The organism is Streptomyces ardesiacus (genome assembly GCF_003112575.1).
GTDB lineage: Bacteria > Actinomycetota > Actinomycetes > Streptomycetales > Streptomycetaceae > Streptomyces > Streptomyces ardesiacus.
This window is the reverse complement of record NZ_BEWC01000002.1, coordinates 513,656-529,072: the sequence shown is the minus strand read 5'-3', so window position 1 is coordinate 529,072 and position 15,417 is coordinate 513,656. Positions and strand designations below refer to the sequence as shown.

17 protein-coding genes are annotated in these 15,417 nt (G+C 71.8%); 8 read left to right on the top strand and 9 right to left on the bottom strand.

Translation table 11 applies throughout. The features are described from left to right. Positions 1–6: 6 nt before the first annotated feature. Both Sdi02f_RS09470 and mca read right to left on the bottom strand, forming a co-directional pair. On the bottom strand, positions 7–243 hold the full coding sequence (locus Sdi02f_RS09470) for a hypothetical protein (protein ID WP_174843324.1): 237 nt from the start codon (positions 241–243) through the stop codon (positions 7–9). Next, positions 236–1,096, bottom strand: a complete 861-nt coding sequence (mca, locus tag Sdi02f_RS09465) for a mycothiol conjugate amidase Mca (protein ID WP_030400864.1) — start codon at positions 1,094–1,096, stop codon at positions 236–238. Before mca ends, Sdi02f_RS09470 begins: the two co-directional genes overlap by 8 nt. Positions 1,097–1,241: 145 nt before the next feature. On the opposite strand from mca, the gene Sdi02f_RS09460 reads away from it, so the two are divergent. Both Sdi02f_RS09460 and greA read left to right on the top strand, forming a co-directional pair. After that, on the top strand, positions 1,242–1,640 hold the full coding sequence (locus tag Sdi02f_RS09460) for a DUF4307 domain-containing protein (protein ID WP_031086455.1): 399 nt from the start codon (positions 1,242–1,244) through the stop codon (positions 1,638–1,640). A 180-nt stretch (positions 1,641–1,820) separates the two neighbouring features. Next, the gene (greA, locus tag Sdi02f_RS09455; RefSeq protein WP_030400866.1) at positions 1,821–2,318 is read left to right on the top strand and encodes a transcription elongation factor GreA; all 498 of its coding nucleotides are present in this window, start codon (positions 1,821–1,823) and stop codon (positions 2,316–2,318) included. Between the two features lie 132 nt (positions 2,319–2,450). Here the strand turns inward: greA and Sdi02f_RS09450 are convergent, their stop codons facing one another. From Sdi02f_RS09450 to ilvA, 3 genes are all read right to left on the bottom strand, one after another. Further along, complete coding sequence (locus Sdi02f_RS09450; protein ID WP_030400867.1) at positions 2,451–3,308, bottom strand: ABC transporter permease; 858 nt, start codon at positions 3,306–3,308, stop codon at positions 2,451–2,453. Next, the gene (locus tag Sdi02f_RS09445) at positions 3,305–4,312 is read right to left on the bottom strand and encodes an ATP-binding cassette domain-containing protein (protein ID WP_053666253.1); all 1,008 of its coding nucleotides are present in this window, start codon (positions 4,310–4,312) and stop codon (positions 3,305–3,307) included. Before Sdi02f_RS09445 ends, Sdi02f_RS09450 begins: the two co-directional genes overlap by 4 nt. 216 nt (positions 4,313–4,528) lie before the next feature. Continuing rightward, a complete protein-coding gene (gene ilvA, locus Sdi02f_RS09440) occupies positions 4,529–5,758 on the bottom strand; it encodes a threonine ammonia-lyase (protein WP_030400869.1) in 1,230 nt (409 codons plus the stop codon). A 169-nt stretch (positions 5,759–5,927) separates the two neighbouring features. On the opposite strand from ilvA, the gene Sdi02f_RS09435 reads away from it, so the two are divergent. From Sdi02f_RS09435 to Sdi02f_RS09425, 3 genes are all read left to right on the top strand, one after another. Further along, on the top strand, positions 5,928–6,428 hold the full coding sequence (locus tag Sdi02f_RS09435; protein WP_031086450.1) for a MarR family winged helix-turn-helix transcriptional regulator: 501 nt from the start codon (positions 5,928–5,930) through the stop codon (positions 6,426–6,428). Between the two features lie 102 nt (positions 6,429–6,530). Then, on the top strand, positions 6,531–7,031 hold the full coding sequence (locus Sdi02f_RS09430) for a sigma factor-like helix-turn-helix DNA-binding protein (RefSeq protein WP_030400871.1): 501 nt from the start codon (positions 6,531–6,533) through the stop codon (positions 7,029–7,031). 157 nt (positions 7,032–7,188) lie between these two features. Next, entirely contained in the window at positions 7,189–7,446 is a 258-nt protein-coding gene (locus Sdi02f_RS09425) for a hypothetical protein (protein ID WP_030400872.1), read from the top strand. 9 nt (positions 7,447–7,455) lie between these two features. Here Sdi02f_RS09425 and Sdi02f_RS09420 read toward each other — a convergent pair whose 3' ends face one another. Next, positions 7,456–8,610, bottom strand: a complete 1,155-nt coding sequence (locus Sdi02f_RS09420; RefSeq protein ID WP_108933072.1) for a cystathionine gamma-synthase — start codon at positions 8,608–8,610, stop codon at positions 7,456–7,458. Between the two features lie 97 nt (positions 8,611–8,707). On the opposite strand from Sdi02f_RS09420, the gene Sdi02f_RS09415 reads away from it, so the two are divergent. Further along, complete coding sequence (locus tag Sdi02f_RS09415) at positions 8,708–9,826, top strand: hypothetical protein (protein WP_108933071.1); 1,119 nt, start codon at positions 8,708–8,710, stop codon at positions 9,824–9,826. 110 nt (positions 9,827–9,936) lie between these two features. Here the strand turns inward: Sdi02f_RS09415 and msrA are convergent, their stop codons facing one another. Beyond that, a complete protein-coding gene (msrA, locus tag Sdi02f_RS09410) occupies positions 9,937–10,449 on the bottom strand; it encodes a peptide-methionine (S)-S-oxide reductase MsrA (protein WP_030400875.1) in 513 nt (170 codons plus the stop codon). A 161-nt stretch (positions 10,450–10,610) separates the two neighbouring features. Between msrA and Sdi02f_RS09405 the strand changes: the two genes are divergently transcribed. Further along, complete coding sequence (locus tag Sdi02f_RS09405; RefSeq protein WP_108933070.1) at positions 10,611–11,204, top strand: DUF4291 domain-containing protein; 594 nt, start codon at positions 10,611–10,613, stop codon at positions 11,202–11,204. 342 nt (positions 11,205–11,546) lie between these two features. Here Sdi02f_RS09405 and Sdi02f_RS09400 read toward each other — a convergent pair whose 3' ends face one another. Then, positions 11,547–13,361, bottom strand: coding sequence for a restriction endonuclease (locus tag Sdi02f_RS09400; protein WP_108933069.1), 1,815 nt, complete (start codon positions 13,359–13,361; stop codon positions 11,547–11,549). 117 nt (positions 13,362–13,478) lie between these two features. Next, complete coding sequence (locus Sdi02f_RS09395) at positions 13,479–14,075, bottom strand: TetR/AcrR family transcriptional regulator (protein WP_030400878.1); 597 nt, start codon at positions 14,073–14,075, stop codon at positions 13,479–13,481. 160 nt (positions 14,076–14,235) lie between these two features. Between Sdi02f_RS09395 and Sdi02f_RS09390 the strand changes: the two genes are divergently transcribed. Then, positions 14,236–15,273: an aldo/keto reductase gene (locus Sdi02f_RS09390; protein WP_031086445.1), complete on the top strand. Its 1,038-nt coding sequence runs from the start codon at positions 14,236–14,238 to the stop codon at positions 15,271–15,273. Positions 15,274–15,417: the final 144 nt, after the last annotated feature.

Sequence of the window (15,417 nt, the reverse complement as noted above, 5' to 3'; positions counted from 1 at the left end):
CCCGGGTCAGCCCCGCTGAGGCTTCGCCTCGGGGCCGCCGGAGGCGTCCGGCTCGGCCGCCTCCTTGAACTCGACCCTGCCCATGTGCCGGTTCATGGACTTCATCAGTCCCCACACCGCCAGGGCCATCACCGCGAACACGATGAAACCGAGGACGCCGGGGGTGACCTTGTCCTCGTCGAGTTCGGCGAGAGTGACGAGGTGCGTCATTGCCAGGCTTGCGCTTGCACTCATGTCAGGCATTGTCCCGGATGCCCGCGAAGAGGTCGTCCTCGGGGAGGGAGGTTTCCACGAGGGACTTGGCCAGCTCGTACTCCTCGGTGGGCCAGACCTCCTTCTGGATCTCCATCGGCACCCGGAACCAGCCGCCCTCGGGGTCGATCTGCGTGGCGTGCGCGATCAGCGCCCGGTCGCGGGTCTCGAAGAAGTCCGCGCAGGGCACGTGCGTGGTGAGGGTGCGCTCCTTGCGCTCGAACTCGGTCCAGCGCTTGAGCCAGTCGTGGTACGGCGACTCCAGGCCGCGCTCCAGCAGCGCGTGGTGCAGCGCCTCGGTGCGGGGCCGGTTGAAGCCCTGGTTGTAGTAGACCTTCTGCGGCTGGTACGCCGGTCCGTACTCGCTCTCCGGGTACTTCTCGGTGTCGGCCGCACCCTCGAACGCCACCATCGTGATCTTGTGGGTCATGATGTGGTCGGGGTGCGGGTAGCCGCCGTTCTCGTCGTAGGTGGTGATCACCTGGGGCCGGAAGGAGCGGATCTTGCGCACCAGCTCACCGGCCGCCTTGTCGACGTCCTCCAGGGCGAAGCAGCCCTCCGGCAGCGGCGGCAGCGGGTCGCCCTCGGGCAGGCCGGAGTCGACGAAGCCGAGCCACTCCTGCTTCACGCCCAGGATCTCCCGGGCCTCGTCCATCTCTTTCCTGCGCACCTCGTGGATGTTCTCCTCGATGTACGCGTCGCCCTGGAGCTTCGGGTTGAGGATGGAGCCGCGCTCCCCGCCCGTGCAGGTCACCACCAGCACGTCCACCCCCTCGGACACGTACTTCGCCATGGTGGCCGCGCCCTTGCTCGACTCGTCGTCGGGGTGGGCGTGGACGGCCATCAGTCGCAACTGGTCAGTCAAGACTCAATCCTCAAGTCAGTCGGCGCCCGGTGTACAGCGGCGCGATCGGCGCTTCTATAGTGACCGAATCGGAGGGCGAAAAATTCCGGAGCCCGGGAAGACCGGGCCCGCCGAGAGGACGATCATGAGTACGGCGAGCACGCAGACCCCCCGGGGTCGGTACGGCCGCTCCTCGGACGAGCAGGCCGACCGCACGCTCAAGGTCGTCGGCGCCGTACTCGGCGCGCTCCTGCTCGCACTGATCGGCTGGTTCGGCTACCACTACGTCGGCCAGAACAAGATCAGCGGCGAGCTGATCGGGTTCGAGCTCGCCGAGGACTCGGTGCAGGTGCACCTGGAGGTCCGCAAGGACTCCGGCGTCACCGGCTACTGCACGGTCCGCTCCCAGGCGGAGGACGGCGACGAGGTGGGCCGGGCCGACTTCCGCTTCGACGGCGACGGCACCCGCATCGACAAGGTCGTCACCCTCCGGACCAAGGCGGCGGGGACGACGGCCGAGCTGCTCGGCTGCCACCCGGAGTGATCCGGCGAGGCCCCCTGGCGCCGATTCGTCCCGCGTGACCTGCGGTGACATGAATCTGGTCGCTTATGTCCTCCCCCTTTGGCCACTCAATTGTTAGGCTCGTGGTTTCGCCCTTCCATGAAGGAACATCCTTCTGGGTAGGGCGTTGATTTGTATTCCCAGTACCAACGAGGAGCACCCGTGACCCAGACCAGCGAGAACGTCACCTGGCTGACCCAGGAGGCGTACAACAAGCTCAAGGAGGAGCTTGCATACCTTACTGGTCCTGCGCGCACCGAGATCTCTGCCAAGATCGCCGCGGCTCGTGAGGAGGGGGACCTGCGTGAGAACGGCGGGTACCACGCGGCGAAGGAGGAGCAGGGCAAGCAGGAGCTCCGCGTGCGCCAGCTGACCCAGCTCCTGGAGAGCGCCAAGGTGGGCGAGGCCCCGGCCGCCGACGGCGTGGTGGCGCCCGGCATGGTCGTCACGATCGCCTTCGACGGCGACGAGGACGACACGCTGACCTTCCTGCTCGCCTCGCGCGAGTACGCGAGCTCGGACATCGAGACGTACTCCCCGCAGTCCCCTCTCGGCTCGGGTGTCAGCGGCCACAAGGTCGGCGAGGACGCCGAGTACGAGCTGCCGAACGGCAAGATGGCGTCGGTGAAGATCCTCAAGGCCGAGCCGTACAACGGCTGACGCGCCGCCCACCGCCGACGGGCCCCGGTGTCCCCGTGACACCGGGGCCCGTCGTCGTCCTGCCCGCTCCTTGCCGTCCTGTCCGCTCCTTCCCGTCCTGTCCTCCTCCTGCGGTCCGGTCCTCCCGCGTCGTCAGGTGGCCGCCGACCGGTACTTGCGCACCGCCAGCGTCCGGAAGACCGCGATGATCAGCACGGACCAGAGCAGCGAGGCCCAGACCGGGTGCTGCATGGGCCAGGCGTCCGACTGCACGACGCCCGGGTTGCCGAACAGCTCGCGGCAGGCCTGCACCGTGGCGCTGAACGGGTTCCATTCGGCGACGTGCCGGAGCCAAGGCGTCATCTGCGTGGGGTCCACGAAGGCGTTCGAGATGAACGTCACCGGGAAGAGCCAGATGATCCCTCCCGAGGTCGCCGCCTCCGGGGTGCGCACGGACAGGCCGATCAGCGCGCCGATCCAGGTGAAGGCGTAGCCCAGGAGCAGCAGCAGGGCGAAGCCGGTGAGGATCCGGGCGGCGTTGGTCGGGTCGGCGGAGCCGGTGCGCCAGCCCACGATCAGCGCGACGATCGCCAGGACGAGCAGGGTGATGGCCGTCTGCACGAGGTCGGCCACGGTGCGCCCGGTCAGGACCGCGCCCCGGGCCATCGGCAGGGAGCGGAACCGGTCGACGAGCCCCTTCTGCATGTCGTCGGCGATACCGGCCGCCGATCCCGCGGTGGCGAAGGTGACGGTCTGCGCGAAGATGCCCGCCATCAGGAAGTCCTTGTAGACACCCGAGTCGGTGGTGCTGCCGACCTTGATGGAACCACCGAAGACGTACGTGAACAGGACCACGAACATCACGGGCTGGATGACCCCGAAGAGGACCATCTCGGGGATCCGGGTCATCCGGATCAGGTTTCTTCGGGCGATGACCAGCGAGTCCCGCAGGGACTGGGCGATGCGGTTGCCGGGCGCCGTGGCCGGCACCGCGTCGGTGGCGGCGCTCACTTGGCGGTCTCCTTCTCCTGCTCGCGGCCGGCGTCGTCCGCCGAGCCGTTCTCCTCGTCCCGCACCTCGGCCGCGTGGCCGGTGAGGGAGATGAAGACGTCGTCGAGGGTGGGGCGGCGCAGGCCGATGTCATCGATCTCGATGCCGCGGGCGTCGAGCTCGCGGATGACCTCGGCGAGCAGCTTCGCGCCGCCGGTGACGGGGACGGTCAGCTTGCGGGTGTGCTGTTCGACCGTGGTCGCGCCCTTGCCGAACCCGGCGAGGACCTCGGAGGCCGTCCCCATGTGGTGGCGCTCGTGGACGACGACCTCGACGCGCTCTCCCCCGGTGCGGGCCTTGAGCTGGTCGGAGGTGCCGCGGGCGATGACGCGGCCGTGGTCGACGACCGCGATGTCGTGCGCCAGGTGATCGGCCTCCTCCAGATACTGCGTGGTCAGCAGGAGGGTCGTGCCGCCGGCGACCAGCTGCTTGATGACCTCCCACAGCTCCTGCCGGTTGCGGGGGTCGAGGCCGGTGGTGGGCTCGTCCATGAACATGACGGGCGGGGAGACGACCAGGGCCGCCGCCAGGTCGAGCCGGCGGCGCATGCCTCCCGAGTAGGTCTTCGTCGGACGGTCGGCGGCGTCCGAGAGGTGGAACTGGTCGAGCAGCTCGGCGGCGCGGGCCTTCGCGACCTTGCTCTTCATCTGGTAGAGCTGGCCGACCATGTGCAGGTTCTCCCGGCCGGTCAGGTATTCGTCGACCGCGGCGAACTGGCCGGAGAGGCCGATGGAACGCCGTACCTCGTTGGGCTGCCTGAGGACGTCGATGCCCGCGACGACCGCCTTGCCGCTGTCGGGGCGCAGCAGGGTCGTGAGGCAGCGGACGGCGGTGGTCTTGCCCGCGCCGTTCGGCCCGAGCAGGCCGAGGACCGTGCCCTCGGGAACGTCGAGGTCGACGCCGTCCAGAGCCCTTACGTCACCGAAGGTCTTCACCAGACCTTCGGCGTAGATGGCGCCTGGCATATGAGTCTCCACGTCGTCGGGGATTCTTCGGAAAGCCTAGGTTTGTGCGTTTCGCCGCGCTCCGCGAGCGATTTACGACACACCATAACGCGATGTATCGCGTCCCACAATGCAGGTGCACGAACGAGTGACGGACGAACGGGGGACGAGCAGACAGATGTCGATGAACAGGCAGGGGCTGACGAGCAGGCAGCGGCCGACGGCCCCCGGCCGGAATCAGGCGATGACGGTGTAGCCCGCCTCCCGCAGCGCGCGGCCGACCTCGACGCAGTGCTCGGGTCCCTTGGTCTCCAGGTGCAGTTCGACCTCGGCCTCCGTGAGCCCGAGCCGCGGATGGGTCCGGACGTGGCTCACGTCGAGGACGTTGGCGTCGACCACCGACAACACCCCCAGGAGCGTGGCGAGGGCGCCGGGCCGGTCCGTCAGCCGCAGCCGGACCGCCAGGTAACGGCCCTGCGCGGCCATGCCGTGCCGCAGCACGCCCTGCATCAGCACCGGGTCCACGTTGCCGCCGGACAGGACGGCCACCACCGGACCCGCGAAGGCGTCCGGCGCGCTCAGCAGCGCCGCCACCGGACTCGCCCCGGCCGGTTCCACGACCAGCTTGGCCCGTTCCAGGCACAGCAGCAGGGCGGTCGACAAGGCGTCCTCGGAGACCGTGCGGACCTCGTCCACCAGCTCTCCCACGATCCCGAACGGCACGTCACCGGGCCGCCCCACCTTGATGCCGTCGGCCATCGTCGCCGGATTCTCGACGGCCACCGGGCGTCCCGCGGCCAGCGAGGGCGGGTACGCCGCCGCGCCCTCCGCCTGCACGCCCACGATGCGCACGTCCGGCCGCAGCGCCTTCACCGCCACCGCGATGCCGGCCGCGAGCCCGCCCCCGCCGATGCCGACCACGACGGTCCGCACCTCGGGGCACTGCTCCAGGATCTCCAGCCCGACCGTGCCCTGGCCCGCGATCACGTCCGGGTGGTCGAAGGGGTGGATGAACACCGCGCCGGTCCGCTCGGCGTACTCCTGCGCGGCGGCCAGCGTCTCGTCCACCACCTGGCCGTGCAGCCGCACCTCGGCGCCGTACTCCCGGGTCGCGCTGATCTTCGGCAGCGGCGCCCCCTTCGGCATGAACACCGTCGACCGCACACCCAGCAGCGACGACGCCAGCGCCACGCCCTGGGCGTGGTTGCCCGCGCTGGCCGCGACCACGCCCGCCGCCCGCTGCTCGGGCAGCAGCCCGGCGATCCGCACGTAGGCGCCGCGCAGCTTGAAGGAGCCGGTCCGCTGGAGGTTCTCGCACTTGAAGTGCACCGGCGAGCCCACCAGCTGCGACAGGTGCCTGCTGCCCTCCATCGCCGTCACGCGCGCCACGCCCGAGAGCATCTTCTGGGCTCCGCGCACGTCGTCGAGGGTGACGGGAGCGACGCGGGGGGCTGTGCTGTAGCTCATAGCCTCCAGCATCGCAGTTCCCGGACGCCGCGCACCGTTGTGACCAGTCCGCGAGACCCGCTTTGTCCCGCGCCGGTACGCCTTGCCGCCCGGCCGCGTACCCTGTCCCCCAATTAGCAGCCCTCCACGAAGTGAGCCCCCGGCCATGCCCACAACGCCTGATATGTCGATGGACATGACGACCGCCGGTGACACCGGTCTTCTCGAGACGCTCCAGCACGAGGTCGCGCTCTTCGCCCGCCGCGCCGAACAGACCCGGCTCGGCGGGGTCGGGCAGGTGCGCAACTCCATGGACCGCGCCGCCTACCTGCTGCTCAACCGCCTCGACACAGAGGGCCCGATGGGTGTGAAGGCGCTCGCCGCGAGCATGGGGATCGACTCCTCGACGGTCACCCGGCAGGTGGCCCCGCTCGTCGACACCGGACTGGTCAAGCGCACCTCCCACCCCGAGGACGGCCGCGCGGTGGTCCTCCAGCTGTCCCCGCGCGGCGCGGCCCGGCTCGAAGAGGTCCGCTCCTCCCGGCGTCAGCTCATGGCCGAGCTGACCCGCGACTGGGCGCCGGAGGAGCGCGAGACGTTCTGCACGCTCCTGGCGCGCTTCAACGGCGCCCTGTCCGCCCGTATGGCCCCCTCCCACGCGGCGGCCACGGACGCGCCGTCGGGGTCCTGAACGGCCTTCCGGGGCCGGGGTTCGACCGAACCCTTGACCGACGGGCCGTCCCTGGCCTGATATGAGACCTCAGGGGTCGTCGCCGTCGGGGCGGGAGGCGCGGTGCGAGCACGGCATGCGTCCCACCAGGCCCGCCGGGCCCGCGAGTTCGAGGCGTTCGTCGCGGGTGCGGCAGGGCGGCTGCTGCATGCCGCGACGCTGCTCACCGCCGAGACCCCGGACGCCAACCCCCGCGCGAGGCGCCTGCTCGCGCTGAGCCTGGCCCACACGTACGCGTGCTGGGACCGGCTGCACGGGGAGGACCCGTACGACCGCACCCGCCAGTACCTGGCCACCCGTTTCGCCCGCGAGATCTGGCACCGCTACGGCCTCCTCGGCCGCGCCCGCCGACGCCCCGCGGGCGCCCTGGGCGTGCTCGCCCCGCACGAACGCCTGATCCTCGTCCTGAGGCTTTACGAGGGTGTCGCCGAGGAACAGGCGTCCGCGCTGCTGGGGCTGCCCGTGGACCGCGTCCGGACGATCTGCGACCGGGCGACGGCCACCCTCCTGCGCCCGCCGCCCGCGCCGGCCCCGCCGGTGGCCGCGAAGGCGGCGACGCCGTGACGGGCGGGAGGGACGACCGCAGGACGGGCACCCTCACGGCCGCGGCCACGCCTACGGGTGCGACTCGCGGTGCCAGGGCCACGCCGACGGGTGCGACGCGCGGCGCCATGCCCCGCACCGCGCCCGGCACGCGCGCGTGGCGCGCCCGGAGGTGCCGGTGAACCGCCCCGCGCGCGAGGCCGCCGCACGGCGGATCATGGAGGAGTCGCCGCCCCGGGTGCCGCCCGACCTCTGCGCGGAGGCCGTCCGCCGGGGCGGTCGCATCCTGCGCCGCAGGAGGGCCGCCCGGCGCCTGCTGTGGCTGCTCCTGGGCGCCGCCGCCGTGGCGTTCACGGTGTGGGCGCTGACCGCACAGCCGTGGGTGGAGCCGCCCTCGGAGACGACCCCACCCGTGACCGGCTGGGAGGGCTGGTGAGCCCCCGTCCTAGCCGAGCGCCTGCTGGAGGTCGGCCAGCAGGTCGTCGGCGTTCTCGATGCCGACCGACAGCCGCACCAGGTCGGCGGGGACCTCCAGGGCCGAGCCCGCCGCGGAGGCGTGCGTCATCCGGCCCGGGTGCTCGATCAGCGACTCGACGCCACCGAGGGACTCGCCGAGCGTGAAGACCTTCGCGCGGTTGCAGACCTCGACCGCAGCCTGCTCCCCGCCCTCCACGCGGAAGGAGACCATGCCGCCGAACGCCTTCATCTGCTTGGCGGCGACCTCGTGCCCCGGGTGGTCGGGCAGCCCCGGGTACAGCACGCTCGTCACGCGCGCGTGCCGCGAGAGCATGTCGACGACCTTGGTCGCGTTCTCGCTGTGGCGGTCCATGCGCACGGCGAGGGTCTTGGTGCCGCGCAGCACCAGCCAGGAGTCGAAGGGCCCGGCGACCGCGCCCATCGCGTTCTGGTGGAACGCCAGTTCCTCGCCCAGCTCCTGGTCGTCGACGATCAGCGCGCCGCCGACCACGTCGGAGTGGCCGCCCATGTACTTGGTCAGGGAGTGCACGACGACGTCCGCGCCGAGCGCCAGCGGCTGCTGGAGGTAGGGGGTGGCGAAGGTGTTGTCGACGACGAGCCGGGCTCCGGCTTCCCGGGCGACCTGCGCGACCTGCGCGATGTCGGTGATGCCGAGCAGCGGGTTGGAGGGCGTCTCCACCCACACCGCCTTGGTCTTCGGGGTGAGGGCGGCCCGTACGGCGGCGGCATCGCCGGTGTCGGCCACCGACCACTCCACGCCCCACCGGGTGGCGACCTTCGCGAAGAGGCGGAAGGTGCCGCCGTACGCGTCGTTGGGGATCACCACGTGGTCGCCGGGGCGCAGCAGCGTGCGCAACAGGCAGTCCTCGGCCGCCAGTCCGGACGCGAACGCGAGACCACGACGGCCGCCCTCCAGGGCGGCGAGGTTCTCCTCCAGGGCCGTACGGGTCGGGTTGGCGCTGCGGCTGTACTCGTAGCCGCCGCGCAGCCCGCCGACGCCGTCCTGCTTGTACGTCGACACCTGATAGATCGGCGGGACGACCGCGCCCGTCAGGGGATCGGCGGTGTTGCCCGCGTGAATCGCGAGCGTCTCGAAGTGCTGACTGATGTGCCTGTCGCTCATGGGCACCGAGGGTAGCCGTGCGGAACGCCTCGCGCGTTTCCCCCGGGGCAGGGGGACAGGTTGGCCAATTGTCGGCGGCGTCTGGTTCGCTTGAGACATGGAGATTCTCTGGGTCCTGATGGCACTGGTCATGCTCGGCTTCGTGCTGCTCCAAATCTCGCGGCGCCGGCGGGGCGCGGTCGGCCTGGTCGATGCCGGTCACCCGGACGCCGCCGACCCCGCGAACTACGGCTTCGCCCGCGAGGAGGAGCTGGACGTCCGCATGCCCGGTCCCGACCAGGACCTGCTGGACGTCCTCGACCTGGTCCAGCGCACCCAGGACTACCGGGGGGCGCAGCAGCTCCTCGCCGGCACGGAGGCGGAGGGCGAGCGGCGCTGGCAGCGCGTGCAGGCCTTCGCGGGCGCCGCGTCGCTGGAGCTGCGGCAGCGGCCCGGCGGCGTCGGGGAGACGCCGGGCGGACAGTGGCTGCGGGTGTGGCGGGCCGAGGCCCCCAAGGACGCGGGCGGCGCGGCGGTGCAGGCCGAGTTCCTGGTGCAGCAGGCGTGGCGGACGGCGACGCCGGGCACGGACGAGTTCCGGATCATCATGGAGGAGGCGAAGGCGGCCTGCGGCACGGCGGCCCTCCTCGCCCCCGGGGACCCGGTCCCGTACATCGTCGAGCTGTCGGTGGCCCGTGGCCTCGGGTACTCGCGCGAGGAGTTCGAGCAGCTCTGGCTGAAGATCCTGGACCGCGCTCCCCACCACATGGGGGCGCACCTGGCCGCCCTGCAGTACTGGTGCGAGAAGTGGCACGGCTCGCGGGAGCTGGCCTACTCCTTCGCGGAGGCGGCGGCCGCGCGGGCCCCGCGGGGCTCGTTGCTCGCGGCGATGCCGCTCTTCGCGGTCTTCGAGCACCTGCCCGAGGTCAACCTGGTCAGCGGCTTCTACCAGAGCGGGGTCGTCACCAAGGCCGTCCACGGCGCGCTGCACGCGGTCCACTCGGCCGCCCCGGACGACCCGACGCAGGCGCACGTCCGCCATCTGCTGGTCTTCTTCCTGGTCCGCGGCGAGCGCTGGGCGGAGGCCATGAACCAGCTCATGGTCATAGACGGCCACGTCGGCGCGCTGCCGTGGACCCTGTCGGCCGACCCGGCAGCGGAGTTCGCGGTCTACCGCGCGCTCGCGGTGGCGGGCTACGAGGCGAACGGCGGCAGCCCGGCCACGCTGCCGCACTGACTCACCGCCGCACGACGTCCTCGTCGTACGACGTCCTCGCCGTACGACGAGGCGGTCCGGCCGTGGACCCGGCCGGACCGCCTCTTCCTCAGCGCCTCTCCCGGAGTGCCTCAGCCCTCGGTGCGGGCGGGCAGCCGCCAGCCCGGACGCGGGAAGTGGCAGGTGTACCCGTCCGGGTAACGCTGCAGGTAGTCCTGGTGCTCGGGCTCGGCCTCCCAGAAGGGGCCGACCGGCTCCACCTCGGTGACGACCTTGCCGGGCCACAGTCCGGAGGCGTCCACGTCGGCGATGGTGTCCTCGGCGATCCGCTTCTGCTCGTCGTCCACGTAGTAGATCGCCGAGCGGTAGCTGAGGCCGATGTCGTTGCCCTGGCGGTTCTTGGTGCTCGGGTCGTGGATCTGGAAGAAGAACTCCAGGATCGCGCGGTAGTCGGTCACCTCGGGGTCGAAGAGGATCTCGATGGCCTCCGCGTGCGTGCCGTGGTTGCGGTAGGTCGCGTTCGGCACGTCACCCCCGGTGTATCCGACGCGGGTCGCGGTCACGCCCGGGAGCCGGCGGATCAGCTCCTCCATCCCCCAGAAGCATCCGCCCGCCAGCACGGCCCTCTGCGTCTGCGCAGCCATAGCGGCCCTCCAATGTCTCTCTCGGCTCGATCACTCGGGCTGCTCGGCCCGCACACGACCGGCCTTCCATGCCCACCCTGTGTGCAACGCACGAGGCCCCCCGACGATTCCACGGGAAATCCGGTGGCCCGGGCACGGCCCGCCGTCCCAAGCTGTACGGCATGCACGCAGCGCAGCGCGAGATCCGGGCGGCCCACACGGCGACCACCGTCACCGTCTACCAGGCGTACTCCCCGGAGATCGGCCTCCCCGCCGCCCGCGAGGGGCGTTTTCCCGCCGCCTGGAAGCGGGACCGGATGACGTGGATCAAGCCGTCGTTCCTGTGGATGATGTACCGCTGCGGCTGGGCGGCGAAGGAGGGCCAGCAGACCGTCCTGGCCGTCGAGATCAGCCGCGAGGGCTTCGAGTGGGCCCTGCGCCGGGCATGCCTGTCGAGCTACGTGCCCGGCGTGCACACCGACCAGGCGTCCTGGCAACGCGAGTTGAGACGCTCGCCCACCCGCGTCCAGTGGGACCCCGAGCGCGACCTGCGTCTGCGCCCCCTGCCGTACCGCTCCCTCCAGCTCGGCCTCACCGGCGAGGCGGCCCGCCGGTACGCCGACGAATGGACGCTCACCGTCCGCGACGTGACCCCGCTCGCCCACGAGATCCACGCCCTCGTACGGGCCGGCGACCTCGACACGGCCCGGCGCCTGCTGCCCAGGGAGCGTCCGTACCCCGCGGGGGACGAACTCCTGGGCGCCCTGCGACCGTGACGGACCTCTCCCCCGACACCCTCGCCGCCCTGTGGCGGGCCCGGCACCCGTCGGTACCGCCCGTCGCGCACACGTTCCGCGACGTGTACGTCGTGACCGCGACACGGCTGCGTCGGCGCCCTGCCGCGCGCGGTGGCCGACGAGGTGCTCGTCGGGGTGTTCGTCACGGACACGGAGTTCCGCTGTGCCCACCACCCGTACGACGGCGGCGCGGCGCGGACGTCGTTGCGACCCCACCCACGGAGCGCGACCGGCGATGTTCCGGGCGAAGGAGTCGGCTCCCACCGAGCCGTCCGAGCACGAGCCGCACCTCTCGACGTACCGGCGAGCGATGCGGGACCGTCAGTCCACCTCCACGCCGAAGTCGCGCAGCAGCTCCTCCAGTCCGCCCGCGTAGCCCCTTCCGCCCACGACGAAGTCCCAGTCGTCGTTGGCCCTGCGGCGGAAGGAGCCGAGGACGAGCGCGGTCTCGTGCGGGCGGCCGTCGGAGACCTGGAGCCGGCCCAGTTCCGCGAGGCCCGGGTCGAGAAGGCGCATGCGCGCGTCCGTGAAACCGGACAGGTCGGCGTCCGGGTTGGTCTCCGGGTCGACGGCGGCCACCAGCACCAGGCGGTCGGCCTCCTCCGGCAGGGTGTCGAACGAGGCGCAGACCGCGGCCTTGTCGGGCGCGGTGGCGGGCAGGGTCCGGACGGAGCCGTCCGGGGTCTGCGGGTTGTTGTAGAAGACGAAGTGCTCGTCGGTCAGGATGCGGTTGCCGCGGCACACCAGGGCGCACACGTCCAGGGCGACGCTCCCGGTCCAGGACAGGCCGAGGATGTTGTACGCGTCGGGCAGTGAAGGTTCCGGGGCGGGTGCGAGGGGCGAAGGCGCGTCCCGGCGGCCGCCGTCGCCCAGACGGCCGCGCAGGCCGTGGCGGCGCAGCAGGTCGACGAGTTCGGTGCCCGCGATCAGTTCCAGCGGCTTGCCGTTGGCGAAGGCGTGCGAACCGGGGCCGAAGCCGGACGTGGTGACGAGGACCCCCTTGTTCGCCCCGGCGTCCTGGACGGTCCCGTAGAGGTCGCGGACGGCGGTGGGCGGCACCGTGTTCCGGTACCGCTTCACCTGGACGACGATCTTTCCGCCCCGGATCGGTGTCGGGTCCAGCGCGTGGACGTCGACACCGCCGTCGTGGGAACGCCGGGTGGTCACCGCCCGCATCCCCATGGCCCCGAACAGCTCGGCCACCAGTCCCTCGAAGGCGATCGGGTCCATCTCGTACAGGTCGGGCTCCTCGTCGTCGCCGTGGGTGGCGACGGGGTGGCCGACCTCGTCGGGCCGTCGGCCCGGCCTGATCGCGACGAGGTGGTCCGGACGGGGCGACACCTGCCCGCGCAGCGCGTCCGTCAGACAGCTCTCCGCGTCCACCTGGGCCAGGTGCAGTTCGCGGAACGAGGAGCCCTCGGCCATGACGGTGGCCAGGAAGATGTGCTCACGCCTGCCCGTCGTGGGGTCGTGTCCGTCGACGAAGCCGTTGAGGGCCACCGAGTCCAGCGCTCCGTACTCGTCGGCCGCGAACAGTTCGTGCAGCACGAGCAGCATGCACTGCGCGAGGACTTCCTTGTAGAGCGCCCTGCGCTGCCCCGGCGGGCGGGGAGTCTCCCGGTACTGGTCGGCCGCGTACATGTACCGGACGTACTTGGACTGCGGGACGACGTCGACCGCGGGCAGCTCCCAGTCCAGCACCAGTTGCCGGGCTGCGGGGTCGTACGTCATCGCGACCCACCGCGGAAACCCCTCGGGCCACGCCGTCGAGGTGTAGAGGGCCGCGGAGAAGTACTCGACCACGGGGTCGGGATCCCGGCGCCGGACGCCTTCGACCACCGCGGCCAGGGGCGGCAGCTCTTCGGCGCGCATGAGCGCGGAGGGCCGGAAGGCCGAGGCCCGGCATCCCGAGGCCAGCAGGTCCTGGAGCGCCACGACCCGCGCGTCCAGCTCCTCCGTACGGCGGATCGCCTCGGCCTGCTTGTATCCGCGGTAGCTCTGGGCCGCGCGCCGCTCGTAGGCCCGCGCCTGCCGGGCCTCCTGGCGGCGCTGCCGCGCCTCTTCTTCGAGCTGGCGCTGGCGCTGCCGCTGCATCTCGGCCCAGACCCCGACGGGCCCCGTGGTGCGACGACTCATGGGTTGTCAGCCCTCCCCCCAGCAATGGTTGTCCCCACAACCAGTTGTAGCGGGACGACTTTATCCAGCAATCCCCGCCGCGCACATCCACTCGCCGCCTCTCACCGGCAGGCGCGATCAGCCGGTCCCCCGCAACCCCGCGATCAGGACCCGCACCAGTTCCCGCGCGTCGTAGTGCGGGCTGGGGGTTTCCGCGCCGATGCAGAGGTTGCCGACGCCGCGCATGAGGGCGTAGGCCTCGACGTCGGTGTGGATCTCGCCGGAGGCGGTCGCGGCGGCGAGGAGGTCGGAGCAGACGGGGACGAGGCGGTCGAGGAAGTACGCGTGGAGGGTCTCGAAGCCGGCGTTGTCGGACTGGAGGACCGCGGCGAGGCCGTGCTTGGTGACCAGGAAGTCGACGAAGAGGTCGATCCAGGCCGCGAGCGCGGCGTACGGGGTCGGGCCGCTCGCCAGCAGGGCGGGGCCGGCCTCGGCGCAGGCCTCCACCTGGTGCCGGTAGACGCCGATGATGAGGTCCGCCCGGGTCGGGAAGTGCCGGTAGATCGTTGCCGTGCCGACGCCGGCCTCGGCCGCGATGTCGCGTACGGGAACCTCCACGCCCGACCTGACGAACACCGCGGCGGCCGCGTCGAGCAGGGCCTTCTCGTTGCGCCGGGCGTCCGACCGCTTGGGCCGGGAGGCCGCCCGTCCCGTCGCCGCTTCGCCGTCCTTCACCGTGCCGATCCCTTCACCGGTTGATAAACGGGACACTGTTCCGTATCGTCGGACGAGTAAACGGGACTGCGTTCCGCTTGGCTTCTCCATGATGCCAGAGCGTCGCACCCGCCACCAAGTCGCGCCTCGTCACGCACCACCCGCAGTGGAGGAACACGTCATGCAGTACCGCACCCTGGGCCGCACCGGTGTACAGGTCAGCTCGCTGGCGCTCGGCGCCATGAACTTCGGCAGCATCGGACGCACCACGCAGGACGAGGCCACGGCCATCGTCGACGCCGCGCTGGAGGCCGGGATCAACCTCGTCGACACCGCCGACTGGTACGGCGCCGGCGAGTCCGAGGAGATGGTCGGCAAGGCGATCGCCGGGCGCCGCGACGACATCGTGCTGGCCACGAAGGCGAACATGCCGATGGGCGACGAGCCCAACCACCAGGGCTCCTCGCGCCGCTGGCTGGTCACCGAGCTGGACAACAGCCTGCGCCGCCTCGGCGTCGACCACGTCGACCTCTACCAGATCCACCGGTGGGACCCGAACACGAGCGACGAGGAGACGCTGTCCGCGCTCACCGACCTCCAGCGCGCCGGGAAGATCCGGTACTTCGGGTCCTCGACCTTCCCCGCCTACCGCATCGTCGAGGCCCAGTGGGCCGCACGCGAGCACCGGCTGAGCCGGTACGTCACCGAGCAGCCCAGCTACTCGATCCTCCAGCGCGGGATCGAGAGCCACGTGCTGCCCGTGACCGAGCGGTACGGGCTCGGCGTGCTGGTGTGGAGCCCGCTGGCCTCGGGATGGCTGTCGGGCGCGGTGCGGGCGGGGCGCGAGGTCGCCACGCACCGGTCCGTCGTCCTGCCCGAGCGTTTCGACCCGGCGCTGCCCGCCAACCGGGCCCGGCTCGACGCCGTCGAGAAGCTGGCCGCGATCGCCGACGAGGCCGGGCTCACCCTGATCCAGCTCGCGCTCGGCTTCGTGACCGCGCACCCGGCCGTGACCGGCGCGCTCGTCGGGCCGCGCACCCTGGACCACCTGCGCTCCCAGCTGGCCGCCGCCGACACCGTGCTCTCCGACGACGTCCTCGACGCGATCGACGCCGTCGTCGCCCCGGGCACGGACCTGGCCGCCCACGAGAAGTTCGACGCCACGCCCGCCCTGCTCGACCCGGCGCTGCGCCGCCGACGCCACCCGTCGGCCCGCTGAGCGCTCAGCCCCCGGGGCGCCCGGCGCCCGGCCCCCGCACCGCCGAAGCCGGCCGGCGGCGTCGGCCGTGGCCTTCGCCCTGCCGACCGGCGTGACGTACGGGGTGGCCTTCCGGCCACAGCGGTCAGCGGTCCGCGCGCCCGG